The organism is Mesorhizobium loti CJ3sym (assembly GCF_000472785.1).
Taxonomy (GTDB): Bacteria; Pseudomonadota; Alphaproteobacteria; order Rhizobiales; family Rhizobiaceae; genus Mesorhizobium; species Mesorhizobium loti_E.
In genome coordinates, this window is record NZ_AXAL01000008.1 from 1 (window position 1) to 23,201 (window position 23,201).

At 63.2% G+C, this 23,201-nt stretch carries 26 protein-coding genes; 8 read left to right on the top strand and 18 right to left on the bottom strand.

Features of this window, described 5'->3' with window-relative positions; translation table 11 throughout:
• The 4 genes from A3A9_RS0111840 to A3A9_RS0111855 form a co-directional block, all read right to left on the bottom strand.
• The coding region (locus A3A9_RS0111840) for a transposase (protein ID WP_027058977.1) at positions 1-183 on the bottom strand (183 nt) is incomplete at its 3' end.
• Positions 184-271: 88 nt separating this feature from the next.
• A complete protein-coding gene (locus A3A9_RS0111845) occupies positions 272-1,066 on the bottom strand; it encodes a DUF1194 domain-containing protein (RefSeq protein ID WP_027058978.1) in 795 nt (264 codons plus the stop codon).
• A 94-nt stretch (positions 1,067-1,160) separates the two neighbouring features.
• Positions 1,161-2,987, bottom strand: coding sequence for an ABC transporter ATP-binding protein/permease (locus tag A3A9_RS0111850; RefSeq protein ID WP_027058979.1), 1,827 nt, complete (start codon positions 2,985-2,987; stop codon positions 1,161-1,163).
• A gap of 136 nt (positions 2,988-3,123) precedes the next feature.
• A complete protein-coding gene (locus tag A3A9_RS0111855; protein WP_027058980.1) occupies positions 3,124-3,912 on the bottom strand; it encodes a class I SAM-dependent methyltransferase in 789 nt (262 codons plus the stop codon).
• A 185-nt stretch (positions 3,913-4,097) separates the two neighbouring features.
• On the opposite strand from A3A9_RS0111855, the gene gloB reads away from it, so the two are divergent.
• Both gloB and A3A9_RS0111865 read left to right on the top strand, forming a co-directional pair.
• Positions 4,098-4,865 (top strand): hydroxyacylglutathione hydrolase, encoded by a 768-nt coding sequence (gene gloB, locus A3A9_RS0111860; protein WP_027058981.1) that lies wholly within the window; start codon positions 4,098-4,100, stop codon positions 4,863-4,865.
• Positions 4,866-4,884: 19 nt separating this feature from the next.
• Positions 4,885-5,325 (top strand): cupin domain-containing protein, encoded by a 441-nt coding sequence (locus tag A3A9_RS0111865; RefSeq protein WP_027058982.1) that lies wholly within the window; start codon positions 4,885-4,887, stop codon positions 5,323-5,325.
• On the opposite strand, the gene A3A9_RS0111870 is transcribed toward A3A9_RS0111865, so the two are convergent.
• The 3 genes from A3A9_RS0111870 to A3A9_RS0111880 are packed head-to-tail and all read right to left on the bottom strand — an operon-like array spanning position 5,300 to position 7,717.
• Positions 5,300-5,974, bottom strand: a complete 675-nt coding sequence (locus A3A9_RS0111870) for a lysoplasmalogenase (RefSeq protein ID WP_027058983.1) — start codon at positions 5,972-5,974, stop codon at positions 5,300-5,302. The genes A3A9_RS0111865 and A3A9_RS0111870 overlap by 26 nt on opposite strands.
• A complete protein-coding gene (yddG, locus tag A3A9_RS0111875) occupies positions 5,971-6,885 on the bottom strand; it encodes an aromatic amino acid exporter YddG (RefSeq protein WP_027058984.1) in 915 nt (304 codons plus the stop codon). The genes A3A9_RS0111870 and yddG overlap by 4 nt, the downstream gene beginning before the upstream one ends.
• A 43-nt stretch (positions 6,886-6,928) precedes the next feature.
• Complete coding sequence (locus A3A9_RS0111880) at positions 6,929-7,717, bottom strand: DUF3108 domain-containing protein (RefSeq protein WP_027058985.1); 789 nt, start codon at positions 7,715-7,717, stop codon at positions 6,929-6,931.
• Positions 7,718-7,976: 259 nt separating this feature from the next.
• Between A3A9_RS0111880 and rpmB the strand changes: the two genes are divergently transcribed.
• The 3 genes from rpmB to A3A9_RS0111900 all read left to right on the top strand — a co-directional run bounded on the left by rpmB (position 7,977) and on the right by A3A9_RS0111900 (position 9,875).
• A complete protein-coding gene (gene rpmB / locus A3A9_RS0111885; RefSeq protein ID WP_027031300.1) occupies positions 7,977-8,273 on the top strand; it encodes a 50S ribosomal protein L28 in 297 nt (98 codons plus the stop codon).
• Positions 8,274-8,454: 181 nt separating this feature from the next.
• The gene (locus A3A9_RS0111895) at positions 8,455-9,135 is read left to right on the top strand and encodes a queuosine precursor transporter (RefSeq protein WP_027058986.1); all 681 of its coding nucleotides are present in this window, start codon (positions 8,455-8,457) and stop codon (positions 9,133-9,135) included.
• Between the two features lie 59 nt (positions 9,136-9,194).
• Positions 9,195-9,875, top strand: coding sequence for a spermidine synthase (locus A3A9_RS0111900; protein WP_027058987.1), 681 nt, complete (start codon positions 9,195-9,197; stop codon positions 9,873-9,875).
• Positions 9,876-9,901: 26 nt separating this feature from the next.
• Here A3A9_RS0111900 and A3A9_RS0111905 read toward each other — a convergent pair whose 3' ends face one another.
• From A3A9_RS0111905 to A3A9_RS0111935, 6 genes are all read right to left on the bottom strand, one after another.
• The gene (locus A3A9_RS0111905) at positions 9,902-10,387 is read right to left on the bottom strand and encodes an SRPBCC family protein (protein WP_027058988.1); all 486 of its coding nucleotides are present in this window, start codon (positions 10,385-10,387) and stop codon (positions 9,902-9,904) included.
• The gene (locus A3A9_RS0111910; protein WP_027058989.1) at positions 10,384-10,752 is read right to left on the bottom strand and encodes an ArsR/SmtB family transcription factor; all 369 of its coding nucleotides are present in this window, start codon (positions 10,750-10,752) and stop codon (positions 10,384-10,386) included. The genes A3A9_RS0111905 and A3A9_RS0111910 overlap by 4 nt, the downstream gene beginning before the upstream one ends.
• 321 nt (positions 10,753-11,073) lie before the next feature.
• Complete coding sequence (locus A3A9_RS0111915; protein ID WP_027058990.1) at positions 11,074-12,087, bottom strand: esterase-like activity of phytase family protein; 1,014 nt, start codon at positions 12,085-12,087, stop codon at positions 11,074-11,076.
• Complete coding sequence (cobT, locus tag A3A9_RS0111920) at positions 12,084-13,982, bottom strand: cobaltochelatase subunit CobT (RefSeq protein WP_027058991.1); 1,899 nt, start codon at positions 13,980-13,982, stop codon at positions 12,084-12,086. The genes A3A9_RS0111915 and cobT overlap by 4 nt, the downstream gene beginning before the upstream one ends.
• Before the next feature lie 474 nt (positions 13,983-14,456).
• Positions 14,457-15,443 carry a cobaltochelatase subunit CobS gene (gene cobS / locus A3A9_RS0111930; RefSeq protein ID WP_027031308.1) on the bottom strand — a complete coding sequence of 329 codons (987 nt, stop codon included), beginning with the start codon at positions 15,441-15,443 and terminating at the stop codon, positions 14,457-14,459.
• A 123-nt stretch (positions 15,444-15,566) separates the two neighbouring features.
• Positions 15,567-16,211 carry a J domain-containing protein gene (locus A3A9_RS0111935; protein ID WP_033838515.1) on the bottom strand — a complete coding sequence of 215 codons (645 nt, stop codon included), beginning with the start codon at positions 16,209-16,211 and terminating at the stop codon, positions 15,567-15,569.
• Positions 16,212-16,370: 159 nt separating this feature from the next.
• Between A3A9_RS0111935 and A3A9_RS0111940 the strand changes: the two genes are divergently transcribed.
• The gene (locus tag A3A9_RS0111940) at positions 16,371-16,673 is read left to right on the top strand and encodes a BolA family protein (protein ID WP_027058994.1); all 303 of its coding nucleotides are present in this window, start codon (positions 16,371-16,373) and stop codon (positions 16,671-16,673) included.
• Positions 16,674-16,692: 19 nt separating this feature from the next.
• Here A3A9_RS0111940 and A3A9_RS0111945 read toward each other — a convergent pair whose 3' ends face one another.
• The 5 genes from A3A9_RS0111945 to A3A9_RS0111965 form a co-directional block, all read right to left on the bottom strand.
• A complete protein-coding gene (locus A3A9_RS0111945) occupies positions 16,693-18,246 on the bottom strand; it encodes an acetolactate synthase large subunit (protein ID WP_027058995.1) in 1,554 nt (517 codons plus the stop codon).
• A 118-nt stretch (positions 18,247-18,364) separates the two neighbouring features.
• A complete protein-coding gene (locus tag A3A9_RS0111950; RefSeq protein ID WP_027058996.1) occupies positions 18,365-19,165 on the bottom strand; it encodes an alpha/beta hydrolase in 801 nt (266 codons plus the stop codon).
• A gap of 85 nt (positions 19,166-19,250) precedes the next feature.
• Complete coding sequence (locus tag A3A9_RS0111955; RefSeq protein WP_027058997.1) at positions 19,251-20,135, bottom strand: HlyC/CorC family transporter; 885 nt, start codon at positions 20,133-20,135, stop codon at positions 19,251-19,253.
• A gap of 1 nt (position 20,136) precedes the next feature.
• On the bottom strand, positions 20,137-21,273 hold the full coding sequence (gene aroB, locus A3A9_RS0111960; RefSeq protein ID WP_027058998.1) for a 3-dehydroquinate synthase: 1,137 nt from the start codon (positions 21,271-21,273) through the stop codon (positions 20,137-20,139).
• The gene (locus A3A9_RS0111965; protein WP_027058999.1) at positions 21,270-21,881 is read right to left on the bottom strand and encodes a shikimate kinase; all 612 of its coding nucleotides are present in this window, start codon (positions 21,879-21,881) and stop codon (positions 21,270-21,272) included. Before A3A9_RS0111965 ends, aroB begins: the two co-directional genes overlap by 4 nt.
• A 211-nt stretch (positions 21,882-22,092) precedes the next feature.
• On the opposite strand from A3A9_RS0111965, the gene A3A9_RS0111970 reads away from it, so the two are divergent.
• Together A3A9_RS0111970 and A3A9_RS0111975 are read left to right on the top strand one after the other, a co-directional pair.
• Entirely contained in the window at positions 22,093-22,245 is a 153-nt protein-coding gene (locus A3A9_RS0111970; RefSeq protein WP_027059000.1) for a hypothetical protein, read from the top strand.
• 24 nt (positions 22,246-22,269) lie between these two features.
• Positions 22,270-23,187, top strand: a complete 918-nt coding sequence (locus tag A3A9_RS0111975; protein WP_027059001.1) for a site-specific tyrosine recombinase XerD — start codon at positions 22,270-22,272, stop codon at positions 23,185-23,187.
• Positions 23,188-23,201: the final 14 nt, after the last annotated feature.

A 23,201-nucleotide genomic window follows, 5' to 3' on the forward strand; every position in this document is an offset into this window, starting at 1 on the left:
GTAGATCGTCTTGTGGGGACCATACTCGCTGGGCGCGTCGCGCCACCGAAGGCCGTTCCTGATCACGAAGATGATGCCACTGACGATCCGCCGATCATCGACCCTGGGCACTCCGTGAGACAGCGGGAAATGCCGCTCGATCCGGCGCATCTGCGCCTCCGACAGCCAGATCAAATCACTCATTGCAGCGCCTCCTCGCACCGCCAATGAATCAGCCGTTTGCTGTCTCCGCAAGAACTTTAATAGGTCCTGACCCTAGTTGTCGCTGGGCCTACCGGTCGAGTTCCGGAAAATATGGGTCCGACAGAAAACGCCTGTCGCGCTCCCCTTGCAGGCAGTCGATGGGCGCATCGGCGTCGACTGGCATGACCGTGGCCTTGTCCTGGATGCCGCTCACTTCGAGGATCAGCTTGCGACGGATGGCCGTCGAAAATTCGGCAGCCGCGTAGATAGGCAGCACGAAAGAGCCCGGTCCGCCCGTCACACACTGCGCGTAATACTGGTCAAGATGCTTGAAGGTCGGCGAAGGGCTGATCAGGATCGGAAGACCGTTGATGACGATGCCCTTGGTAACAGCCGCATCACGCATGGCGGTGACCGGCGGCCCGATATTGTTGGGACCATCGCCGGAAATGTCGATGACGCTGCGTTCGCCGGTGAAATCAGTCCTGTCGAACAGCCCGGCGCCGAAGCCAAGCGCGGTGGAGATCGAGGTGCCGCGAAAGCTCCGGAACGGACGCGCCGCGACCTTGTCGGCGAAGCTGTTGGCGCTCTCGGCACTGTCGATGATCTGCCAGTTGATGACCGCGTCATCGCGCACCGTGCCGGCCCATTCGAAATAGGCGAGCGCGATGCGGCCCGTATTGCCGGACCGCACAGCCTGGATGAAGTCGGGATGCCGCAGCGCCTCGACATAGCCGGCGCGTTGCAAGGCAAATTCCTTCTCGTCCATCGACAACGAGATATCGACCGCCAGCACCAGTTCGACGTCGACGGCCAACGGCGCTGGTGGCGACGCGATCGGGTGTGCGCAGGCGAGACAGGCAAGCAGAAGAGCATCAAACATGGCCGGCGCCAGGGTTGTTTCTTCGCGAAATCTTCCATTGCGATCACGGCAAAATAAGGTTTTGCGCCAGTAACCAGGGAAAAGGGAAAACAGCCTACCTCTTGCGGCGCGCGGCAGCGGGCGGCGGATCGATGGCGCCAGCCCTGACGCGGGCGGGTTTCAGCGCCGGGGCAGCGGAATCCTTGACGATCGTCAGGCCGCGCGGAAAGAACTGATTGTTGTGCTGGCCGCGCCCGATGTTGATGATCGCGGCTCCCTTCAGATGCTTTTCCAGCAGTGCCAGCACGCGCCGCAGTGCCGGCCCGTCGAACGCATCCATGGCTTCATCGATGATCACCCATTTCGGTTGCCGCAAGGCGAGCCTGGCCACGCCCAGCAAGCGCTGTTCGTCATCGCCCAACTCATGATCCCAGCGCCCGACACGGTCGAGCGACGACGACAGCCGTTCCAGGCCAACCTCGGCAAGCACCGCCGAAATGTCGGCATCACTCGCAGGCGCATGCCCGTTCGCGTGATTGAGCACGTCACGCAACGTGCCGGCCGGCAAATACGGCACGCGCGGCACGAAGATGAGGGTTTCGCCCGCCGGCAGGCCAATCTTTCCGCTGCCCCAGGGCCACAGGCCGGCAATGGCGCGGAAGAACAGCGTCTTGCCGGCGCCCGGCTCGCCGGTGATCATCACCCGCTCGCCGGGATGGATCTCGACATGCGGATCCGCAACCTTGGTACAGCCTTCCGGTGAGGCGATTTCAAGGTTTTCGAACGTCAGACTGCCATTGGCGTTTTCCTCGAAGGCGATGCGCTTTTCCTTGTCGTGCAGCACATCGGTTTCATCGAGCGCGATGCGGAAGTCGGCAACGCGCATCAGCGTGGCGCGCCAATCGGCGATGCTGCCGATGTTGTTGACGAACCAGCGCAAGGACGAGTGCACCTGGTTGAACGCACCGACCGCCATCATCAGCCCGCCAAAGCTGATATCGCCCGAGAAATAGACCGGCGACGCGACCAGGATGGGCGCCACGACCGTGATCCAGCCATAGGTATCGGTCACCCAGGACAGATTGATCTGGGCGGTGAAGATGCGCCGCATCGCGGCCAGTACCGTGCCGAGGTCGGTTTCGAGCCGCCGCTTGGCGTCGTCTTCGCCATGGTAGAGCGCAATAGCATCGACATTCTCGTTGACCCGCACCATGGAGGAGCGCAGCTCGGCTTCGCTGGTGTAGCGATCGCTGTTGAGCCTGATCAGCGGCCGCCCGACCAGCCAGCTCAGCCAGGAGGCGATGCCGGCATAGATGAATGCGGCCCACACCATGTAGCCCGGTATCGCCAGCGACCAGCCGCCGATGTGGAACACGAAGCCCGACGACAATTCCCACAGCACGCCGACGAAGGAGACGAGCAGGATGAACGACTGCAGCAGGCCGACACCGAGATCCGTCGACAGGTCCGAGAGATGCGCGGCATCCTGCGCCATGCGCTGGTCGGGGTTGACGCCGATGGCGCCGGCATTGGCCAGCCGGAAGGCGCGCGCCGGCCGCATCCACTGGTTGATCAGGTCCAGCGTCAGCGCCGCGCGCAGTTTCAGCCGAAACATCTGGTTGAGCCAGGTCTGGCCGATATTCAGCACCAGAAGCCCGCCGGCGATCATCGCAAAGACGAGGAGCTGGTGCAGGAAAGCCGCCATGTCGCGGCGCGCCAACGCATCGTAGAAGGGCTGGTTCCAGCTGTTGAGCAGGACCTGGCCGATCGATGTCGCGACAATGACGGCCATGATGCCGGCCGACGTCCACAGCAGCCATTTGCGGACCGGCGACCCCACCAGCGCCCGTTTGATCGTCGCCACCTGATCACGCAGGCTGCTGGCTTCGACCGCCACGGCAGCTGGCTGAGCTGTGGCATTGCGGTCCGGTTGATCAGCCATAACCTGGGTCCTTGCGTTCAGTAGCGGTGCTGAAACCGGGTGGAGAGACTTGAAGGCATCCGTCGTTCAAATGGACTTGGAAGCGCTTGCGACAGATAGGTTGGAAAACGCCGCGCAACACCAGTTTTCACCATGATCACGAAGGTATCACCTGGCGAGTGGCAGCCGCCGCGCTGCCGGCCTCGGTGAGGCGGCCGAGCCGCGTCGCACCGTGCGGCGACAGCACCGGCACGAAGACACGGCGCGACGCACGCTGGGCCACCGGCACGCCCTGATAGAGCCGCTTCTGCGCCTCGACGACGATGACGCCGGAAAAGATCGGCCACAGCCGCCGGCCGGCGCGCTCCAGCACATTGTGGAAGCGCATCATGAAGCGCCGCCGCGATGGCGGGAAGAACAGCGCATCCGACCAGGACGCCGGCGTGAAATTCGCCTCGCGCAGCAATTCGGTGAGCTGGCCTCGCGAAAAAGGCCGGCCATTGCCGAACGGCGTGTGCTCGAAGCGCGCCCAGACACCGCGCCGGTTGGGCACGACAATGACGACGCGCCCCGCAGGCGACAGCACCCGCCAGATCTCGTTCAGCGTCTCGCGCGGATTTTCGACATGTTCGAGCGAATGGACGAGCAGCATGCGGTCGATGCAGGAATCGACCAAAGGCAGTTCCTCGTCGAAGACCAGCGCCGTCGCCGTCGGCCCCGTCGCCGGCCAGACGACCGCGCCCTGCGTCGCCGGCATGAAGGCAAACACCCGCTCGGCATCGGTGCCAAAGCGCTCCAGCCAGGGCAAGGTGTAGCCGAGACCGACCAGCCGCTCGTTGGGAACAGTGGCCCAGATCGACGACAGCGCCATGGTGATCGAACGCTCGGCGAACCGGCCGAGCGTTGTCGAATAGAAGGAACGAAGGTCAACGATGTCGGAATGCATGGGAGGGATGTAGCCGTGATATCGGCCGGATTCAACAAAGGCACCTGGATGTGACCGACTTTGCAGGGGTGGCATTCGCCATCTCCCGAGTGACATTTGGCATCTCCGGGAGTGACCCTTGTCATCTCCGGGATGACATCCGCGCTTTGGCGCCTTATGTCTGCGGCGACAAATGGAGAGATGCAATGGCGGTCGAAATCGAACAGTTCATGTGCCGCAGCGATAATTTCGGCGTGCTGGTGCATGACCCCAAAAGCGGCCAGACCGCGATCATCGACGCGCCCGAAGAAGCGCCGATCCTGGCTGCGGTCAAGCGCACCGGCTGGACGCCGACGATGATCCTGACCACGCACCACCATCTCGACCATGTCGAAGCCAATCTGGCGCTGAAGGAGCGCTTCAAGCTGCGCATCATCGGCCCTGAAGCGGAAAAGGCCAAGATCCCAGGCATCGACGAAACCGTTGAAGACGGTTCCGTGCTTCATCTCGGCGAGGAGCGGATCGAGGTGATCGCAACCCCCGGCCACACCGCCGGCCATGTCTCCTACCATCTGCCGGCATCGAAGGTCGCCTTCACCGCCGACACGCTGTTTGCGCTGGGATGCGGGCGGCTGTTCGAATGCAAGCCGCCGGTGATGTACGAATCGCTAAAGAAACTGGCCGCCCTTCCCGCCGCGACGACAATCTATTGCGGCCACGAATACACGGTTGCCAACGCCCGTTTCGCGCTGACCGTCGACCCGACCAATTCGGCACTGAAGGAGCGCGCCGCCAGGATCGAGGCGCTGCGACTCAACAACAAGCCGACGCTGCCGACGACGATCGGCGAGGAATTGTCGACCAATCCTTTCCTGCGTTGGCACGATCCGGCGATCCGCAAGCATCTCGGACTGGAGAAAGCATCGGATGCCGAAGTCTTCGCCGAAATCCGCAAACGCAAGGACAATTTCTGAACCGGGGATTTCGCAGACCATGACCAGCTCCGCGGAAATCATCGCGACACTCGCACTGAAACCGCATCCGGAAGGCGGCTGGTACGCCGAGACTTTTCGCGATGGCGCCGGTGGCGCGCGCGGCCATTCGACGGCGATCTATTTTCTGCTGGAAGAGCACCAGGTTTCGGCATGGCATCGGGTCAAGGACGCCGCCGAGGTCTGGCATTTCCATGCCGGCGCGCCGCTGGCGCTGTCGATGTGGGAGGAAGGCGCAGCCATGATCGAGCAGGTGCTCGGCATCGAGTTCGCGGCGGGTCAACGGCCGCAGATCGTCGTGCCGGCGGGCTGGTGGCAATCGGCGCGCAGCCTGGGCGAATGGACGCTGGTCGGCTGCACCGTCGCGCCGGGGTTTGATTTCGCCGCCTTCGAACTGGCTGCACCGGGCTGGAACCCTACCCCAGCAGGAATCCCAAGGTGATCGCCATCTGGGCGGCGTAATACAGTACCCAGACGGCCAAACGCATCCAAGCGTGATGCGGTGAAATGGCCGCGACCAGAAACTTCTCCGTGGCGAGCAGCCCGTCCGAGGCCATGAACAGCACGGCGCCGCCGATCACCCAGGCGCTGCTCGTCGTCAGCGCCGACAGGCCCATCGCCAGGATCGCGACGACGTAGATAGCGATCGGGACCCGCAGGCCAGGGCCGACACGGCGCCAGAGCGCGGCCAGCATGACGATCACGAACACCGCCAGCGCCAGCGCGATCGCGCCGCGCCAGGGCTCGGCGCCAAGCAGTGCCAATCTGCCACCACTGCGCAGGAACAGCGCGATGTAGACGATGTGGGCGGCGAGAAAACTGGCCAGCCCGCCGAGAAACACCTTGTCGCCGTCACGTGACAGGAAGGCGTCGCCAATGGCGCTGAGCGCGAGGGCCACGACCAGCAGCAGCGGGCCGCCCTGCAGCCCCGCCAGCACGGCAAGCATGGCGACCGACAGTGTCTTTGCCGCTGAGCGAGCGAGGCTCGGCGGCATGCCAAGCGTGAAGGCGTAAATCACAGCCGCCGCCAGCGAGAAGATCAGCGTTGCATTGGCATTGGCGTCGATGCCGCCGGCAAACGGCATCGTCATGCCCCAGCTCCGCTTTCGGATGCCCCAGCTCCACTTTCGGCAGATGCCGGCTTGCGCTGGAACAGCGATTTTGCCGCCAGGGCAGCACCACCGGTGATGAGCACGCAGGCAGCAAGGATGCGCAGCGACGGCTCGGCCACACCGGCCGCGATCAGCACCAGAGTCGACAAAAGCGGCGCCGCATAGCTTGCCGCGCCCAGCACCTGGATGTTGCCGCGTTTGACGCCGATGTCCCAGGCATAGAAGGCCGCACCCACCGGCATCAGGCCAAGGCCGAGCACGGCCAGCCACTGGCCGGCACCGTCCGGCAACACGGTCTGTTCCAGCGCCAGATGGCAGATGAGCGACAGCACCGCTGTTGCCGCGCAGAACCAGGTGACGATGCTCGTCGGCACCGAAGGAAAGCGTCGCGATAGAAGCGAATAGGACGACCACAGTACGGCGCAGACGGCGGCCATGGCATAGCCGAACGTATAGCGCGCGTCGAAGGCTAGGCCGCCGCCCTTGGTGACGATCAGCACGGTGCCGGCAAGGCCAAGCAACGCACCAACGACATGGTTCCACGCCAGTTTTTCACCCGGCATCAGCGCCGAGCCGAGCACGATCAGCAGCGGCCAGAGATAAGCGATCAGGCTAGCCTCGACCGCCGGCGCGTTGCGCAGCGCGGTGAAATAGAAAAAGTGGTAACCGAACAGGCCGGCAATGCCGATCACCCAGACCTGGGATGGAATCTTCTGGCTCCTGCCGGCGGCCGGCATGAACAGCCGTGCGAGCAGCCCGACCCCGGTGCCGATCGAAAAGGTGATTGCCGACAACAGGAACGGCGGCACTTTGCCGGATGCATCCGTGAGCAGCGCCAGAAGCGCCCACATGGCGACCGCCGAAAAGCCGATCAGTGTTGCGCGCGCCATTTTTTCTCCCGTGGCGCGCCCTCCTCTGTCTTCAGTGGCGTGCCTATTGTACCGCTTCGAAACGCCCGGCGCTGATGGTCAAGGTGCCGATCTGCGTTCCGACCGTCGCGTGGATCGGCGCATATACGCCGGTTTGGCCGAGCGGTGCAAACGTCACCATCATGCGGCTCTTGTTCTTGAGATAGTTGAGCGCCTTGCGCCCCTTGCGATAACCCGCCACCGGCTCGAAGCCCATCCGGCAAGTGATGGTGTCGCCCTTGTAGCCCGGCACCGATATCGTGCCTTTCGAATCATAGGTCAGCGTCAGATCGGCGCGCATCTCGCCATCATAGAATTTCACCGTGCGGCCGCAGACCTGGTCCAGACTGTCGGCGTGGATGACGGTAGCCGCCATCGGATCGAGCACCGCCGCCAGGTCGCTGGCACCCATCGGCACCCAGTTGCTGGGGTCGCGCTTGCCCGGGGCGGGGATGACTTGCGTCGAGGTCACCGCGCCATTGGTAAAGCGGATGTCGATCGAGGACGCCTTCTTGCCGGAGGTGTAATCGGCGCGGAACGCCTGCGGCACCAGCTTCTTGCCGGAAATCGTGCCCTTGGATGAAATCGTGCCCCGTGTGTCGTCGAACAGCTTGGCGAGGCCCGCTGATTTGACAGTACCGTCGATCAAGTAGGCGCCGTTCTCGTAATGGCTCGCGAAGGTCGATCTCGCGATCGAGAGGCCAAGGAACGACACCGTGTATTCGCCCTTAAAGGACTGCGGTGAGGCCGCCGATGCGGCGGACGGCAAGGCGATGGCAAGCGCGGCAACGAGCGCGTGAGACAAACGAGGCATGGCGGGATCGGATCCTTGATTTTTCGGCCGGAGGCGGGCGACTCCGGTCTGGCGTGTCCCTATAAGACCGCTTATAGGATGAAATCCGGCCTTAATATGAAATCCCGGGCGCTTCCGTGGGCAAGCTGGAGCTTGACGCCCCGGCGAAATGCAACTATGGAACGCCAACTTTTCCATAAGGCCGCCTGACCAGAACCGCGCGCCACCCGGCGTGGGCACAAAGGTTTGGCAGGTCTCGAAAGAACTGAAGGTTAGAACCATGTCCCGCACCTGCGAACTCACTGCCAAGGCAGTTATGACCGGCAACAATGTGAGCCACGCCAACAACAAGACCAAGCGCCGCTTCCTGCCGAACCTCGTCAATGTGACGCTGATTTCGGAAGCGCTGAACCAGAATGTGCGCCTGCGCATCTCGGCCAACGCGCTGCGTTCGGTCGAACATCGCGGCGGTCTCGACGCTTTCCTGGCCAAGGCCGACATCAAGGAACTGTCGCAGCGCGCGCGTCTGCTGAAGAAGCAGATCGCCAAGAAGCTGGCCGAACAGGTCGCTGCCTAATACCTGACAAGGCGGGGGAAGACCGCCCGGCCGACCTCTTGTTGGCCCCTGGCTAACCTCTTGTCGGCCTGAGGCATCGGATAGAAGCCGCAAGGTTCGACAATCCGATGCCCCAAATACGAAGCGAGCACCGGCCCGATGGGCATGATGCTCCGCTGGTTCCATTACCCAGGATAAAAAAATGTCTTCCTTCTCGCGATATTTGCCCTTCGTGGCCGCCATGGCGCTTGTCGTCGTGGCATCGAACATCCTCGTGCAGTTCCCGATGCAGGGTCAGATCGGCGGCCTGTCGCTGGCCGACCTGCTCACCTGGGGCGCTTTCACCTATCCCTTCTCCTTCCTGGTCACCGACCTCGCCAACCGCCGCTACGGGCCTGCCGTGGCCCGCCGGATCGTCTTTGTCGGCTTCATGACGGCGGTGGTCTGCTCGATCCTTGTCCCGCCCTTCCTGTTTCGCCATGGCCTGATCGAATTCGAGACCGCGGCCGACAGGCTGGTGCGCATCGCGGCCGCTTCCGGTGCCGCCTTCCTGACCGCGCAGTTGCTCGACGTCACCGTGTTCAACCGGCTGCGCCGGCAGAGCTGGTGGCGGGCGCCGATCATCGGCACGCTGGTCGGATCGGTGTTCGACACCGTCGTGTTCTTCACCGTCGCTTTCTCGGCCGCTTTCGCTTTTGCCGGCCCGAACGACAGTTTTGCGCTTGAAACGGCGCCGCTGATGGGCGTCTTCCATGTCGACGCGATGCGCTGGGTCTCCTGGGCGCTCGGCGACCTCTCGGTGAAGCTGATCATCGCCGTGGTCGCGCTCATCCCCTACCGGCTGCTCGCTGCCCGCTGGGGCCAGCCGGCGGTCGCGGTTTAAACCATGATCCCGAAAAGTGGCCTCCGGTTTTCGGAAAAGATCGTGGTCGGACAAAGACCTTGATTCCTTGGGTCCAGCTCGATTCGGCAAAGACCGGTGATGGCGGACAAGAGCTTCGCCTCAAGCGGCGCGGTTCGGAATTCTCGATCATGCTCGGCACCAACGAGCTGATGAACAGCCGCCTCAGCGGCTCCGAGGAAGCGCTGGCGAAACTGTCCTGCCAAAGGATTGTGGGCCATCGGCAGCCGAAGATCCTGATCGGCGGCCTTGGCATGGGGTTCACGCTGCGCGCTGCCTTGGCCGAACTCGGCAAGGATGCCAGCGTTGCCGTCGCCGAGTTGGTACCAGCAGTGGTCGCCTGGGCGCGCGGTCCGATGGCCGAAGTGTTCGGCGGTTGTCTCGACGATCCCCGCGTTACCATCCAGGAGACCGATGTCGGGCAGCTGATACGCTCCGAGCCCGTTGCCTGGGACGCGATCCTGCTCGACGTCGACAATGGTCCCGAAGGCATCGTCCACAAGGGCAATGACGCCCTCTACAGCCTGGCGGGTCTCGGTGCCGCGCGCAGCGCCCTCAAACCGGGCGGCGTGCTGGCGGTGTGGTCGCAGGGGCCGGACAGCGGCTTTGTCAGGCGGTTGAAGCAGGCGGGTTTCACGGTCGAGGAGGTCAACGCGCGCGCCAACGGCAAGCGCGGCGCGCGTCACGTCATCTGGATCGCCACCAACGGCTCACGGTCCTGACCAAGGCCGTCGCTGGCGGTTCGAGTTTACTTTGACTTCTGGAGCTCCGCGGCAAGGGCTTCCAGCAACCCGCGAGTCCCCTCCTCCCGTCCCTTGGCGGAATCGACACCATCGAAGAAGGCGCCCTGCTCGGTATATGTCAGCCGCGTGCCTTCGCCTGAAGGCGTCAGTTCAATCGTGGTCAGCGATGCCGACATGGGCTGCGGCCCGACTGCCATCCGATAGGAGAAAACAATGCGCCGGTCGGGAACGATGTCCTGGAACTGAGCGTCGAGCCTGACCTCCGGGCCGCCGCTATAGCTGAAGCGCGACACCTCGCCACCGCCGACGCGAAAATCGAAGCTGAATTCGGCGATGATGAAACCATCGCCTTCGACCCGCCAGCGCCGCACCGTCGCCTTGTCGGCAAAGGCATGGAAGACTTTGGCCGGCGAATGCGGATAGGTCCGTTCGATGGTGAAGGTCGAGTGGATAACGGAGGGATCGTCTTTCACGGGGGCGATCTGGTTCATGGTTGGTCGTCCTTTTCCTGATCTTGAACTTTTGGGGATGATTGGTCCGTCTCGGCCAGAATCTCACCGAGACGGTCGAGGTGGCGTTCCACCGGTATGCGGCGTTCGGTGATCCAGTCAGCGAGCGGAGCGAGCCCGCCCGGTTCGATCCGGCAGGTGCGCACCCGCCCGATCTTTTCGCTGCGGATGAGCCCGCAGGCCTCCAGCGCCTGCAGATGCTGCAGCACGGCGGCAAACGTCATGCCGAACGGCTCCGCCAACTGACTGACGGTGGCCGGTCCGCGGCTCAACCGTTCCAGGATCTGGCGGCGGGTCGGCTCGACCAGAGCGCGAAGGATGCTGTCGATTTCGGAATGGTTAAGCATGGGCTTGAGTATTGCGCCGATCGCATAAATAGTCAAGTCTGCACTAAAGTGTTTTGATCAGCGTCGATCGAATGACGAACAGTCGACCCCCACTCCATCGAGCTTCGCTTGTCCAGCCGATAGATGGGTAACAGTTTGATCCGGATACATGGGTAACAGTTCTTCCCCTATGGCGTCCGTCGCAGCGCCAAGCGGTTTGGTTGGCGCTGTGCTGCGAAGCAGCGACGGAGTGGGAGCGAAGCCGTTCGCCAACGCGCAGCCGCCCCAAAATCGAACCCGACGTTGAAACCCTCAACGTCAGTTTCGCAGTTGGAGCGCCGCTCAATCCTGGTGCAGGATAAATTCCAGATAGAGGTTGCGCTGCAGGATCGAGTGGTTGTCGTCGGAGATCAGCGACACCATCAGCGCGCCGTCGTCGCGGGTCCAGATGTCGAGACCTTCCATATTGTCGATCTGGTAGCCCATGTCGGCTTCCAGCAGCACCGGCCCGTCGGCGACCGCGCCCTTCTCGACGCTCTCGCCATGGATGCGCCGCAGCCGCATCTTGAGCCCACCCGCCATGGTGAAACTGCGCTCCAGCAGCAAAAGGTCGCCATCCGGCAGGAAGGCGCCATCGGTGATGTCGAAATCGCCGTTGCGCTTGACGGTGAAGACGCCCTTGTGCGGCCCTTCGATGATGGCGGCATACATGTTGCCTGATTTGTCGAGGCTCTTTTCCGAGACCACGACCAGTCCGCCCTGATGCTGGCCATTGGCATTGGCGTGGGTGACGGTCTCGAAGCCGCGGTTCTGGCGCAGCTCCCGCGCCGGCACCAGGAAATCCAGCTGCCGGAACGGCGCCTTCATGTCATCAGGATCGATCCTGAATTGGGCGACGCGATGGTTGCGCTCGAAACCAACTGTGGCGATGCCATCCTTGATCGCGAGGCCTTCGGCATCGACTTCCCATTTCTCGTCGATCGGCTGGCCGCTTTGGTCGACCATCTGCTGCATGCGGAAGTTCTCGATGCCCACAGGTCGCCTGTCGGCGTCGCGGGCCACAGTGCCGAAGAACCAATAGCCGGTATCGGCCACGCCGATGAAATCGCTGCCCGCCTTCAGAAACCGAAAGGCCGACAGCGCGCCGAAATCGCGTGACGGCGAGGTCATTTCCAGCCCGCCGACGAATTCGAGCGGGCCGAACTGCTTGTCGGCGCGGCCAATATGGAATTCGGTGATCGGGCGTGCCGAAACCACGACGGGCTCGACCGGAGCCGAGCCAGCCGATGCCATGCCGCTAAGCAAGGCGATGGTGGCGAAAAGCGTCTGCCGAACCCCGCCCGGCGAGAAGATCATCCGGCGCGCCGCATGCCGCCGCGACGCGTATCCTTCGCGCTTTCTTCGGCAAACAGCGAAGCCAGTTGCTCGGTCATGGCGCCGGCCAGTTCCTCAGCATCGACGATGGTGACGGCGCGGCGATAATAGCGCGTGACGTCATGGCCGATGCCGATGGCCAGCAGTTCCACCGGCGAGCGCGTCTCGATCAGTTCGATGACGGCGCGCAGATGGCGCTCCAGATAGTTGCCCGGGTTCACGGAAAGCGTCGAATCGTCGACCGGCGCGCCATCCGAGATCATCATCAGGATCTTACGCTGTTCGGGCCGGGCGATCAGCCGGTTGTGTGCCCACAGCAGTGCCTCGCCGTCGATGTTTTCCTTGAGCAGGCCTTCGCGCATCATCAGGCCGAGATTGCGCCGTGCGCGGCGCCACGGATGGTCGGCGGATTTGTAGATGATGTGGCGCAGATCGTTGAGGCGGCCGGGGTTCGGCGGCTTGCCGTCCTTCAGCCACTTTTCGCGCGCCTGGCCGCCCTTCCACGCCCTTGTGGTGAAGCCGAGGATCTCGACCGAGACGCCGCAGCGCTCGAGCGTGCGCGCAAGAATGTCGGCACAGGTGGCGGCGACCGTGATCGGCCGGCCGCGCATCGAGCCTGAATTGTCGAGCACCAGCGTCACCACCGTGTCGCGGAATTTGGTGTCGCGTTCCTGCTTGAAGGACAGCGGCTGCATCGGGTCGATAACGACGCGCACCAGCCGCGCCGGATCGAGATAGCCCTCTTCCAGATCGAAATCCCAGGACCGGTTCTGCTGCGCCATCAGCCGGCGCTGCAGCCGGTTGGCCAGTCGTCCAACGACACCGGACAGATTGGCAAGCTGCTTATCGAGGAAGGCGCGCAGCCGGTCGAGTTCTTCTTCCTCGCACAGTTCCTCGGCACCGACAGTCTCGTCGAAAGCAGTGGTGTAGACCTTGTAGTCGATCTCCTTCGGCAGATTGGTGAAGGGATTGTCGTTGCGCCTAGCCTCGCCGGGCGTCTCGGCATCAGCATCGTCATCATCGGACAGATCGTCGGCGGTGGCGTCGGAGGCCTCCGTCTCGGACGACTGCTCGTCATCGGCTGAAGCCTCGGCATCCTCGGACTGCGACTGCTCGGAGCCGGAATCCTCTTCGCCGCCCTCCTCACTCTGCTCCTCGCCTTGCGGCTGGTTTTCGTCATTGTCCTCGGAGTCTTCCGTCTCCTGGTCGTCGCCGAGTTCCTCGGCCATTTCCATGGAGGCCAGCATCTCGCGCACGACGCGGGCGAAGGCCTGCTGGTCGCCAAGCTTGGCTGACAGTCCGTCGAGGTCGGCCTTGGCCTTTTCCTCGACCCAGGGGCGCCACAACTCGACCAGCCGCTCGCCGCTCTTCGGGATCGGCCGGCCGGTCAGCTTCTCGCGCACCATCAGCGCCAGCGCTTCCTCGATCGGCGCGTCGGCCTTGTCCTTGACGTCGACGAGATTGGCCTTGGCGTATTTGTCCTCCAGCATCGAGCCGATATTATCGGCGACGCCCTGCATGGCGCGGCTGCCGATCGCCTCGACGCGGGCCTGCTCGACCGCGTCGTAGATGGCACGGGCCGCCTTGCCTTCCGGCGCCAGCTTGGTGTGGATGCGCACGTCATGGCAGGCGCGCTTCAGCGCCATGGAATCGCCTAGACCGCGGGTGATGGCGATATCGGTCTTCGATGCCTTCTTCGGCAGTTCGGGCAAACGCGCACGACTGCCGGCAAGCGCCGGCCTGTCCTTGGCGAAGCCGACTTCCAGTTCCTTGTCGCCGGCAATGGCGCGCATGCAGACGGTGACAGCGCGCTTGAAGCTGTCGGCTTCAGACCCCGTCTTCGACTTGTTGCGCGTGTTGTCGCCCGGACCCGCCATTATCTATCTCTATTTCGCCGCCGGCTGCTGGCCGAGCTGAGTGCGCAGGATGCCAACAATCTCTTGCACCGAGATTGTAAAATAGCCTCCCTTGCCACTGTCATATGCCTGTCTCCAGAGACTGTATCCATGGCCGAAGCTATCGGGAATTGGTCCAGTCCCCTCGAGCTCAACCACACTCTCCCTAAGCACGTTAGCCGCTATAGGCAGGTGGGGAACGGTTTGGAGTGGTTTTCCGTCATTCGGTATGGGCGCATCAGTGACTGAAATCGACACGATCGGTTGATCTTCGCCTTCCAGGTTATCGACCGCACCTATGATCAACCGCGAGGATATTGGAGTTGCCCCATGATACGTCCAGATTTGCCCGGACTTGAATGGTTCATTCTGCGCCATGGCTGCCTGACAGAGACCAAAGCAGAGGATTGAAAAGCTCCACAGGAACGTCCGACAGGTTGTTCCCATGGAGTGATGTCACCCCAGCACCACGTTGGCGGCGCTCTCCGGCAGATCCTCACCAAAGGCGCGCTGGTAGAACTCGGCCACCACCGAACGCTCCAGTTCGTCGCACTTGTTGAGGAAGGTCAGCCGGAATGCCATGCCGATATTGCCGAAGATCTCGGCATTTTCGGCCCAGGTGATGACGGTACGCGGGCTCATCACGGTCGACAGGTCGCCATTGATGAAGGCAGAGCGCGTCATGTCGGCGACGCGCACCATCTTGTTGACGATGTCCTTGCCCTTGCCATCGCGATAATGCTTGGCCTTGGCCAGCACGATGGCGACTTCATTGTCGTGCGGCAGATAGTTGAGCGTGGTGACGATCGACCAGCGGTCCATCTGCGCCTGATTGATCTGCTGGGTGCCGTGATAAAGGCCGGTGGTGTCGCCCAGCCCAACCGTGTTGGCGGTCGAGAACAGCCGGAACGCCGGATGCGGACGAATGACCCGGCTTTGGTCGAGCAGCGTCAGCCGGCCCGACGATTCCAGCACGCGCTGGATGACGAACATCACGTCAGGGCGGCCGGCGTCATATTCGTCGAAGCAGAGCGCGACATTGTGCTGGTAGGCCCAGGGCAGGATGCCATCGCGGAATTCGGTGATCTGCAAGCCGTCCTTGACGACGATCGCATCCTTGCCGACGAGATCGATACGGCTGACATGGCTGTCGAGGTTGACGCGCACGCAAGGCCAGTTGAGGCGGGCGGCGACCTGTTCGATATGGGTCGACTTGCCGGTGCCGTGATAGCCCGAAACCATGACGCGGCGGTTGTAGGCAAAGCCGGCGAGAATGGCCAAGGTCGTCGCCTTGTCGAACAGATAGTCCGGATCGATGTCCGGCACATGCTCTGATGTTACCGAATAGGCTGGCACCACCATCTTGGACTCGAAGCCGAATTTTTCCTTCACCGACACCGTCGTGTCGGGCAGGTTGGCGATGTCGCGATCGACCTTGTTCATATCTCTCAACGTCTCCACGGGCGAAACATCCGGTTTCGCCGGCAATCGATTTTGTTCGGGGGCGGTCTTAAAGCCTTTTCCAACCTTATGAAAGTTGGAAAACGACACAAACCATAGGGTCGCTCAGCACAGGCCCGCCTGTTTGAGCACGCGATAGGCCTGCAGCACATCGCGGAACCGGTCTTCCGAACCTCTATCGCCACCATTCGCATCCGGATGGTGACGTTTCACAAGTTCCTTATAGCGCGCCTTGATATCCTTGCCAGTCGCCTTTGTATCAAGGCCAAGCGTTTCCAGCGCCTTGGCCTCAAGGGGCTTCGCCTTGCGCTCGCGCGCCTCGCGCGGATCCTTCGGTCCCTTGAACAGGTCGAACGGGTCGCGCATGCGGTTGTAATAGCCGGCGCGGCCGGAGCGCATCTGTGCCATATCGGGCGACGCCATACCGGGAGAGGGGCGCGTCGAGGCGCCGTTGACGCCCATCTTCCAGGTCGGCCGGTGACCGGTCATGGCTTCCTTCTGGAAGCGCGCCACCTCGGTGTCCGGCACGCCGGAGAAATAGTTGAAGCCCTTGTTGTACTCGCGCACATGGTCGAAGCAGAAGCGGAAATACTCGCCCTCCTTCATCCGCCCGACCGGCGCGCGATGGGTGCCCGCCTCCTTGCAGCCGTCCCATTGGCAGATCGGCGAATGCGACTTCAGCTCCGCGTCCTTGTCGGGGCGGACGCGAATCTTCTCGAAATATTTGGGATACGGCTTCATCTCACCCATTTATGGGGCGTTCGCAGATGCGAAACAAGAATTGACATTTTCGCGATCATCGCCCTAACCGCTGAATCGCAGCATAAAGCAGGCGAATGGCGGATTTAGTTGCGAAACAGCGGCCCCTGGGGCTGGTACGCCAGCCATATGTGGTGAACGGAGACGGCAATGTCCATACAGGCGACCATGGAAGACAAGCTCAACAAGGCATTTTCGCCCGAGCGGCTGGTCATCATCAACGAAAGCCATCTCCACGCCGGCCATCACCATCATGGCTCCGATCATCACGGCGCCTATGACGGCACCGGCGAGACACATTTTCGCGTCCGCGTCGTCTCGTCCACCTTTGCCGGCATGAGCCGCATCGACCGCCACCGTGCAGTCAACGAATTGCTGGCCGACGAGTTGAAGGCCGGCGTGCACGCGCTGGCGATCGAACCGGCCGCTCCCGGCGAAAAGACGCGCTGGTAGGTCCCCGATCGCAGCGCGGTCAGATCACCGCTTCGATCAGGAACGGCCCGCGCCGCGACAGAGCGCTGTCGAGCAGCGCATCGAAGCGCTCGCAGGTGTCGGCGCGCGCCGCTTCCACGCCCATGCCCTTGGCCAGCGACACCCAGTCCAGCGCGGGATGGTCGAGGTCGAGCATGCGCCTGGCGTTCTCGCCGATCGCGTTGACGCCGACATTGCGCATCTCGCCATGCAGGATCGCGTAGGTCCGGTTGGAGAAGATGATCGTCAGCACGTCGAGATTTTCGCGAGCCTGCGTCCACAGCCCCTGCACCGTGTACATGCCGCTGCCATCGGCCTCCAGATTGATCACCTTGCGGTCGGGACAGGCGATCGCCGCTCCGGTGGCCATCGGAATGCCGCCGCCGATCGATCCGCCGGTGCCCATCATGTAATCGTGCGACGCGGCAAAAGCCGACAGCGCGAAAAAACGCCGGGCCGAAGTGACCGCCTCGTCGCAGACGATCGCATTGTCCGGCAGTTTGCGCGCCACCGACAGTGCGATGGCGTCGTCCGTCAGCTTGCCGCTTGGCGTTGCCTCGTCGGGAAAAGCGGTCGCGAACACGGTCTGCTGCGACGGCTTGATGCCAAGCTCGTCGCGAAGCGCTTCCAGCGCCGCATGCAAATCCTGACCATGGGCGGCGAGCGTCAGCACCTGGCAATCGTCGCGCACGAGCCGCCCCGGTTTTCCCGGATAGGCAAAGAAAGCGACCGGCTCCTTGCCGCCGACCAGCACCAGAACGTCGATATCCCGCAGGGCCGCTATTGCCGCATCGACCGGATAGGGGATGCGGGTCGGCGCGACACGTCCACGCCCGCGTTGCATGCGCGCGATCAGAACCTCGCTGAACAGGCGGACATCGCTGCCTGTCGAAATCTGCCCGGCGATCTCAAGCGCATCGGCCCGCGCCGCGCGCCCGCGAACGACCATCCCGACGCGGCCTGGAGCGGCACGGATGGCCGCTGCGATCTCGCGCACCGCATACCTGTCGATCGCAGGCGGCGATGCAAGGACGACCTTGCCTGGTGAGGCCGGATCAGCGCCGCCCCAAGCGGCATCCGCCGGCAGGATCAGCGTTGTGACACAGGGCGGCGTCAGCGAGGCGCGAAACGCCGCCTCCGTGGCCGGCTGAACGTCGGCTGGCCCCGCGATCCGGCGCACCCAGTTGGACATCGGCGCCGCAAGGCCCTCGATATCGCTGGTCAGCGGCGCGTCGAGCGGCAGGTGGTAGGAGGCATGGTCGCCAACGATGTTGATCATCGGCGTCCTGGCGCGGCGGGCGTTGTGCATGTTGGCCAGCCCGTTGGCCAGGCCCGGACCTGTGTGCAGCAGCGTCGCGGCCGGACGGTCGGTCATGCGCGCATAGCCGTCGGCCGCACCCGTTACCACGCCTTCGAACAGGCCGAGCACGCAACGCATCTCAGGCTTACGGTCCAGCGCGGCGACAAAATGCATTTCGGATGTGCCGGGATTGGCGAAGCAGACCGTCACATCATTGGCCAAAAGCACGTCGCACAGGACATCGGCACCATTCATGCAATTTTTCTCCAATTCATGAAGACCAATTGCACCCAGGGATGTCCGCACGGCAATATCCCGGCCCCGCTTTTGGCATGATCCAGCGCAGGGACGGCCGAGCAGAAGTCAGCAGGGATCAGCCGACCGTCGACTTCAGGAACGCTAGCGCCGCGGCGGTCAGCGCATCACCGTCTTCGCCGAAATCGTGGTTGATCGACATGTGCGTATAGGCACTGCCATCGAATAGCGTCACCTCAGTGCCGGTGGCGCGCAGGCGCTCGGCAAAGGTCTTGGAATCCTCGCCACGCCCCGATGCGCCGGAATAGGCGATGAAGGTCGGCGGATGCTTGCGGCCATCGACATAGCTCGCCGGCGACAGGGCCGCCCATTGCGACGGATCGGAAAACACCCTTGCATAGGCCCGCACCATACCGCCATTTTTCTCAAGCGCCGCGAGATCATAAGCCCTGGTGTCGTCCAGAAGCAGGCCGGCGACACCGGGCAACCCGCCGCGCATACCTGTCAAGGCGATGAGATGGCAGCCGGCCGAATGGCCCATGCCGATGATCCGGTTGGGGTCGCCGCCATGCCCGGCAATGTTGGCCCTGACATAGGCATAGGCCTTTTCGACATCGCCGGCCTGGGTGGCGACATCGGCATCGGGCAGCATGCGGTAATCGATGGAGACGAAGCAGAAACCGTTGGCGAGCAGGAAGTCCGGCTTGGCGCCCACCTGGCTGCGTTTGCCGTATTCCCAGGCGCCGCCATGGACGAAGAAGACGACTGGGAGGTTTTTCGCGTCGTCCGGCGCATAGATATCGAGCTTGGCCTGGCCGTAGTCGAAGGTCTTGGGAGATGGCGACGACTGGCGCGCAAAAGCCGTGGCCGGCAAAAGAGCGGCCATTGACGCCAAAAGCAGGGTTCGCCGATCGATCATCATTTTCTCCTGGCCGCCCCAGCGCAAAATGCACCGTGATGCCGCGAAGTTCCAATGAAGGATTGGTAACATAGCCGCCGGGCCGCTACGCGACGGGCCTGATCCTTACTCTGGCAATGCGGTTCTTGTCGCGCTTCATGACAATGAAGCGCTTGCCGTGAAAGGTGAAGGCCTGCTTTTCCTCGGGGATTGACTGCGCCTCGTGGATGACGAGGCCGGCAATGGTGGTCGCTTCCTCGTCCGGCAGGTTCCAGTCCAGCGCACGGTTCAGGTCGCGGATTGGCACCGTGCCGTCGACGACGACGGAGCCATCCGCCTCCTGCTTGACGCCCTGGATGTCGACATCGTGCTCGTCGGCGATTTCGCCGACGATCTCCTCGATGATGTCCTCCAGCGTCACCAGCCCTTCGACTTCGCCATATTCATCGACGACGATGGCGAAATGCGCCTTGCGGCGCAGGAAGGCATTGAGCTGCTCCTGCAACGTCGTGGTGTCAGGCACGAACCACGGCTTGGAGGCGATCTTCATCACGTCGATCCTGGAAAAGTCGTTGCCGACTTCGTTCAGCGCACGCAGCAAATCCTTGGCGTGCAGCACGCCGACAATGTTGTCGAGCGAGCCCTTCCACAGCGGCATGCGGGTGTGCGGGCTCTGCAGGATCTCGCGCACCACGGCTTCTGGCGGATTGTCGGCATTGACCGAACGCATGTTGGTGCGATGCACCATGATATCGGAGACTTCAAGTTCGGCCAGATCGAACAGGCCACCGACGCGGTCGCGGTCCTCGCGCACCACCTGGCCGTCACGGCGGAAATCGTCGACCGCACCGCGCAATTCGGCCTCGCTCGAGCGCTGCGGCTCGATGCGCGACAGCTCGTAGCCGAACACGGCAAGCAGGCGCGTGCGCACGGCAACGAACAGCAGGATGAGGATGGCAAGGACGGCGACGACTGTCCAGCCGGTGTCCATCTCAGCCGGCTTTCGCGTTGGCTGGATGATTTTCGCCGAGGAACGCCAGCACTTCCGAGGCCGGTACATCCTTGGCGATAAAGGCCTGGCCGATGCCGCGTGTCAGGATGAAGGTCAGCGCCCCGCGCGACACCTTCTTGTCCTGGCTGATGAAGGAAAGCAGCGCCTCGGCATCGGGCAAATCGCCTGGAATATCGGCCATCCGCCAGGGCAGGCCGACGGCACGCAGATGCGCCTCGACGCGTGCCGCGTCGTCGGGGCTGGCCAGATTGAGCCGCGAGGAGAACCGATGCGCCAGCGCCATGCCGATGGCGACGCCTTCGCCATGGACGAGGCGAGCCCCGTCATACTGCGTGGCGGCTTCGAGCGCATGGCCGAATGTGTGGCCAAGATTGAGCAGGGCGCGGTCGCCGGTTTCGAACTCGTCGCGCGCGACGACATCGGCCTTGGCGCGGCAGGCCTCGGCAATCGCCTGCGCCCTTTCCGGCCCGCCAGCGAAAACTTGTCTCCAGTTCGCTTCCAGCCAGCCAAAAAACTCCGGCCGGTCGATCAGCCCGTATTTGGCGAGCTCGGCATAGCCGGCGCGGAATTCTCGGATCGGCAGCGTGTCGAGCACTTGCGTGTCGGCCAGCACCAGCTTCGGCTGCAGGAAAACGCCGACGAGGTTCTTGCCGCGCGGGCTGTTGATGCCGGTCTTGCCACCGACGGAGGAATCGACCTGCGCCAGCAGCGAGGTCGGGATCTGAACGAAATTCATGCCACGCCGCACAATGCCGGCGGCAAAACCGGTGAGATCGCCGATGACGCCGCCGCCAAGCGCGATGACGACGTCGCCGCGCTCCAGCCTGGCTGCCAGCAAGCCATCGACCACCGTCTCGAGATGGGCAAAGCTCTTGGTTTTCTCGCCCGGCGGCATCGTGATGACGGTGGGCTGGATGCCACCCTTCTCAAGCCCGGCCTTCAGCGTACCCAGATGCGCGGCAGCGACATTCTCGTCGGTGACGACGGCAGCGCGTGTGCCCGGCAGCCGGTGCGAAATCTCGGCGCCCGCGCGGGATAACAATCCTGAACCGATCAATATGTCGTAGGCCCGGTCGCCAAGCCCGACTTCGACGGTGACGGGCTGATCCGCGCTCACGATTCGACCTCGCCCGTCGCTGCAATTTCATCGATGCCGAAATGCCGGCACAGTGCGTCCAGCACCTCGGCGGCGATGACTTCCTTGCGGTCGTCGCGGGTCGGCACGGTGACATCGGCGGTCGCATAGACCGGATAGCGCTCTCCCATCAACCGCTCCAGCACGGCGCGGGGATCAGCACTTTTCAAAAGCGGCCGGTTCTGCTTCTTCGAAACCCGCTCCATCAGCAGGTCGAGTTCGGCCTTCAGCCACACCGACACGCCGTGCGCGGCGATGGCCTCGCGCGTCTGTGCATTCATGAAGGCGCCGCCGCCGGTCGACAGCACCTGTGGACCGTTCTCCAGCACGCGCAGGATGACGCGCTGTTCCAGCGCCCTGAACTCGGTCTCGCCATAGCGCTCGAACAGCTCCGGCACGGTCATGCGCGAGACGCTCTCGATCTCCTGATCGCTATCGATGAAAGGCAGCGAAAGCATTGTCGCCACCTTGCGGCCGATCGCCGTCTTGCCGGCGCCCATCAGGCCGACAAAGACGATGGTCCGGCTACCCAGCCGGCCAAGCAGCGCGGCGTGGGTCTCGCCTGGAGGATTTGCCTGGTGCGCGTTCATCAGCTGTTTCTTGGACCCTCTTTGCCGGCGTATCGACATGAAAAGCCCGTTTGCGTCAAGCGCGCCGAGCACAGGGGAGCCTATATCGGCCGGGAGATGCCTGCATCAGAAGTTGCTAACAAGCCTCTGCTTCTTCCTTGAATTGGTCGGATTGGCGTCCCATAAGGGCACAGGGCTTGGAAACGCAGAACAAGAAGACGAGCGAAAATTGATGCCGACACTGTTTCGCTTTGTCGTGACCCTCGCGATTCTGGCCGGCATTGCCTATGGTACGATGTTCGCGCTGGTGATGTTCGTCGAGCCAAAAAAAGCCGAGATGAGCGTGCGCATCCCGCAGGAAAAGCTCAATCCCAAGAAAAACTGATCCGCGAAGACTGACCAACAGGACATGAACAGCGCCGCCCGCATCGAAGCCTTCCTGGAAATGATGAGCGCCGAGCGCGGCGCTGCCGAAAACACGCTTTCCTCCTATCGCCGCGACCTTGAAGATGCTTCGAGCGGGATCGATGGCGGGCTTGCCGGAGCGGTCGCCGCCGATATCCGCGCCTATCTCGACGACATTGCCGCGCGCGGCTTCGCTTCGACCTCGCAGGCGCGCAAACTGTCGGCGATCCGTCAGTTCTTCAAGTTCCTCTATTCCGAGGGCCTGCGCACCGATGACCCGACCGGCACGCTGGACAGCCCGAAAAAGGGCCGCCCGCTGCCCAAGACGATGAGCGAGGCCGAGACCGGGCGGCTGATCGACCGCGCCGCACAGGAAGCCGGTGACGCCGGGCTCGGCTACGCTGACAGTCTGGCAGCACTTCGCCTGCACGCACTGGTCGAGGTGCTCTACGCCACCGGTTTGCGCGTTTCCGAGCTGGTGGGCCTGCCGGTCACGGTGGCGCAGCGCGACGACCGTTTCTTCATGGTGCGCGGCAAGGGCGACAAGGAACGCATGGTGCCGCTCTCGGCCAAGGCGCGGGTGGCGATGAAGACCTGGCTAGCCGCCCGCGCCAAAGTGCCCGCTTTCGCCGACAGCCCGTTCCTGTTTCCGGCAGCGTCCGACAGCGGCTATCTCTCGCGCCAGGTCTTTGCCCGCGACCTGAAGGGGCTGGCGGCGCGGGCCGGCATCGCCTCGGCGAAGATATCGCCGCACGTGCTGCGCCATGCTTTCGCCAGCCATCTCTTGCAGAACGGTGCCGATCTCAGGGCCGTGCAGCAGCTGCTTGGCCATGCCGACATATCGACGACACAGATTTACACCCATGTGCTGGAAGAGCGGCTGGTGCGGCTGGTCAACGATCATCATCCGCTTGCCGACTAGGCCTCATATCGCTA

Coding starts and splice junctions, on each gene's coding strand:
- A3A9_RS0111845 (WP_027058978.1), bottom strand. CDS start 1,066: ATGTTTGATGCTCTTCTGCTTGCCTGTCTCGCCTGCGCACACCCGATC.
- A3A9_RS0111850 (WP_027058979.1), bottom strand. CDS start 2,987: ATGGCTGATCAACCGGACCGCAATGCCACAGCTCAGCCAGCTGCCGTG.
- A3A9_RS0111855 (WP_027058980.1), bottom strand. CDS start 3,912: ATGCATTCCGACATCGTTGACCTTCGTTCCTTCTATTCGACAACGCTC.
- gloB (WP_027058981.1), top strand. CDS start 4,098: ATGGCGGTCGAAATCGAACAGTTCATGTGCCGCAGCGATAATTTCGGC.
- A3A9_RS0111865 (WP_027058982.1), top strand. CDS start 4,885: ATGACCAGCTCCGCGGAAATCATCGCGACACTCGCACTGAAACCGCAT.
- A3A9_RS0111870 (WP_027058983.1), bottom strand. CDS start 5,974: ATGACGATGCCGTTTGCCGGCGGCATCGACGCCAATGCCAATGCAACG.
- yddG (WP_027058984.1), bottom strand. CDS start 6,885: ATGGCGCGCGCAACACTGATCGGCTTTTCGGCGGTCGCCATGTGGGCG.
- A3A9_RS0111880 (WP_027058985.1), bottom strand. CDS start 7,717: ATGCCTCGTTTGTCTCACGCGCTCGTTGCCGCGCTTGCCATCGCCTTG.
- rpmB (WP_027031300.1), top strand. CDS start 7,977: ATGTCCCGCACCTGCGAACTCACTGCCAAGGCAGTTATGACCGGCAAC.
- A3A9_RS0111895 (WP_027058986.1), top strand. CDS start 8,455: ATGTCTTCCTTCTCGCGATATTTGCCCTTCGTGGCCGCCATGGCGCTT.
- A3A9_RS0111905 (WP_027058988.1), bottom strand. CDS start 10,387: ATGAACCAGATCGCCCCCGTGAAAGACGATCCCTCCGTTATCCACTCG.
- A3A9_RS0111910 (WP_027058989.1), bottom strand. CDS start 10,752: ATGCTTAACCATTCCGAAATCGACAGCATCCTTCGCGCTCTGGTCGAG.
- A3A9_RS0111915 (WP_027058990.1), bottom strand. CDS start 12,087: ATGATCTTCTCGCCGGGCGGGGTTCGGCAGACGCTTTTCGCCACCATC.
- cobT (WP_027058991.1), bottom strand. CDS start 13,982: ATGGCGGGTCCGGGCGACAACACGCGCAACAAGTCGAAGACGGGGTCT.
- cobS (WP_027031308.1), bottom strand. CDS start 15,443: ATGAACAAGGTCGATCGCGACATCGCCAACCTGCCCGACACGACGGTG.
- A3A9_RS0111935 (WP_033838515.1), bottom strand. CDS start 16,211: ATGGGTGAGATGAAGCCGTATCCCAAATATTTCGAGAAGATTCGCGTC.
- A3A9_RS0111940 (WP_027058994.1), top strand. CDS start 16,371: ATGTCCATACAGGCGACCATGGAAGACAAGCTCAACAAGGCATTTTCG.
- A3A9_RS0111945 (WP_027058995.1), bottom strand. CDS start 18,246: ATGAATGGTGCCGATGTCCTGTGCGACGTGCTTTTGGCCAATGATGTG.
- A3A9_RS0111950 (WP_027058996.1), bottom strand. CDS start 19,165: ATGATCGATCGGCGAACCCTGCTTTTGGCGTCAATGGCCGCTCTTTTG.
- A3A9_RS0111955 (WP_027058997.1), bottom strand. CDS start 20,135: ATGGACACCGGCTGGACAGTCGTCGCCGTCCTTGCCATCCTCATCCTG.
- A3A9_RS0111965 (WP_027058999.1), bottom strand. CDS start 21,881: ATGAACGCGCACCAGGCAAATCCTCCAGGCGAGACCCACGCCGCGCTG.
- A3A9_RS0111970 (WP_027059000.1), top strand. CDS start 22,093: ATGCCGACACTGTTTCGCTTTGTCGTGACCCTCGCGATTCTGGCCGGC.
- A3A9_RS0111975 (WP_027059001.1), top strand. CDS start 22,270: ATGAACAGCGCCGCCCGCATCGAAGCCTTCCTGGAAATGATGAGCGCC.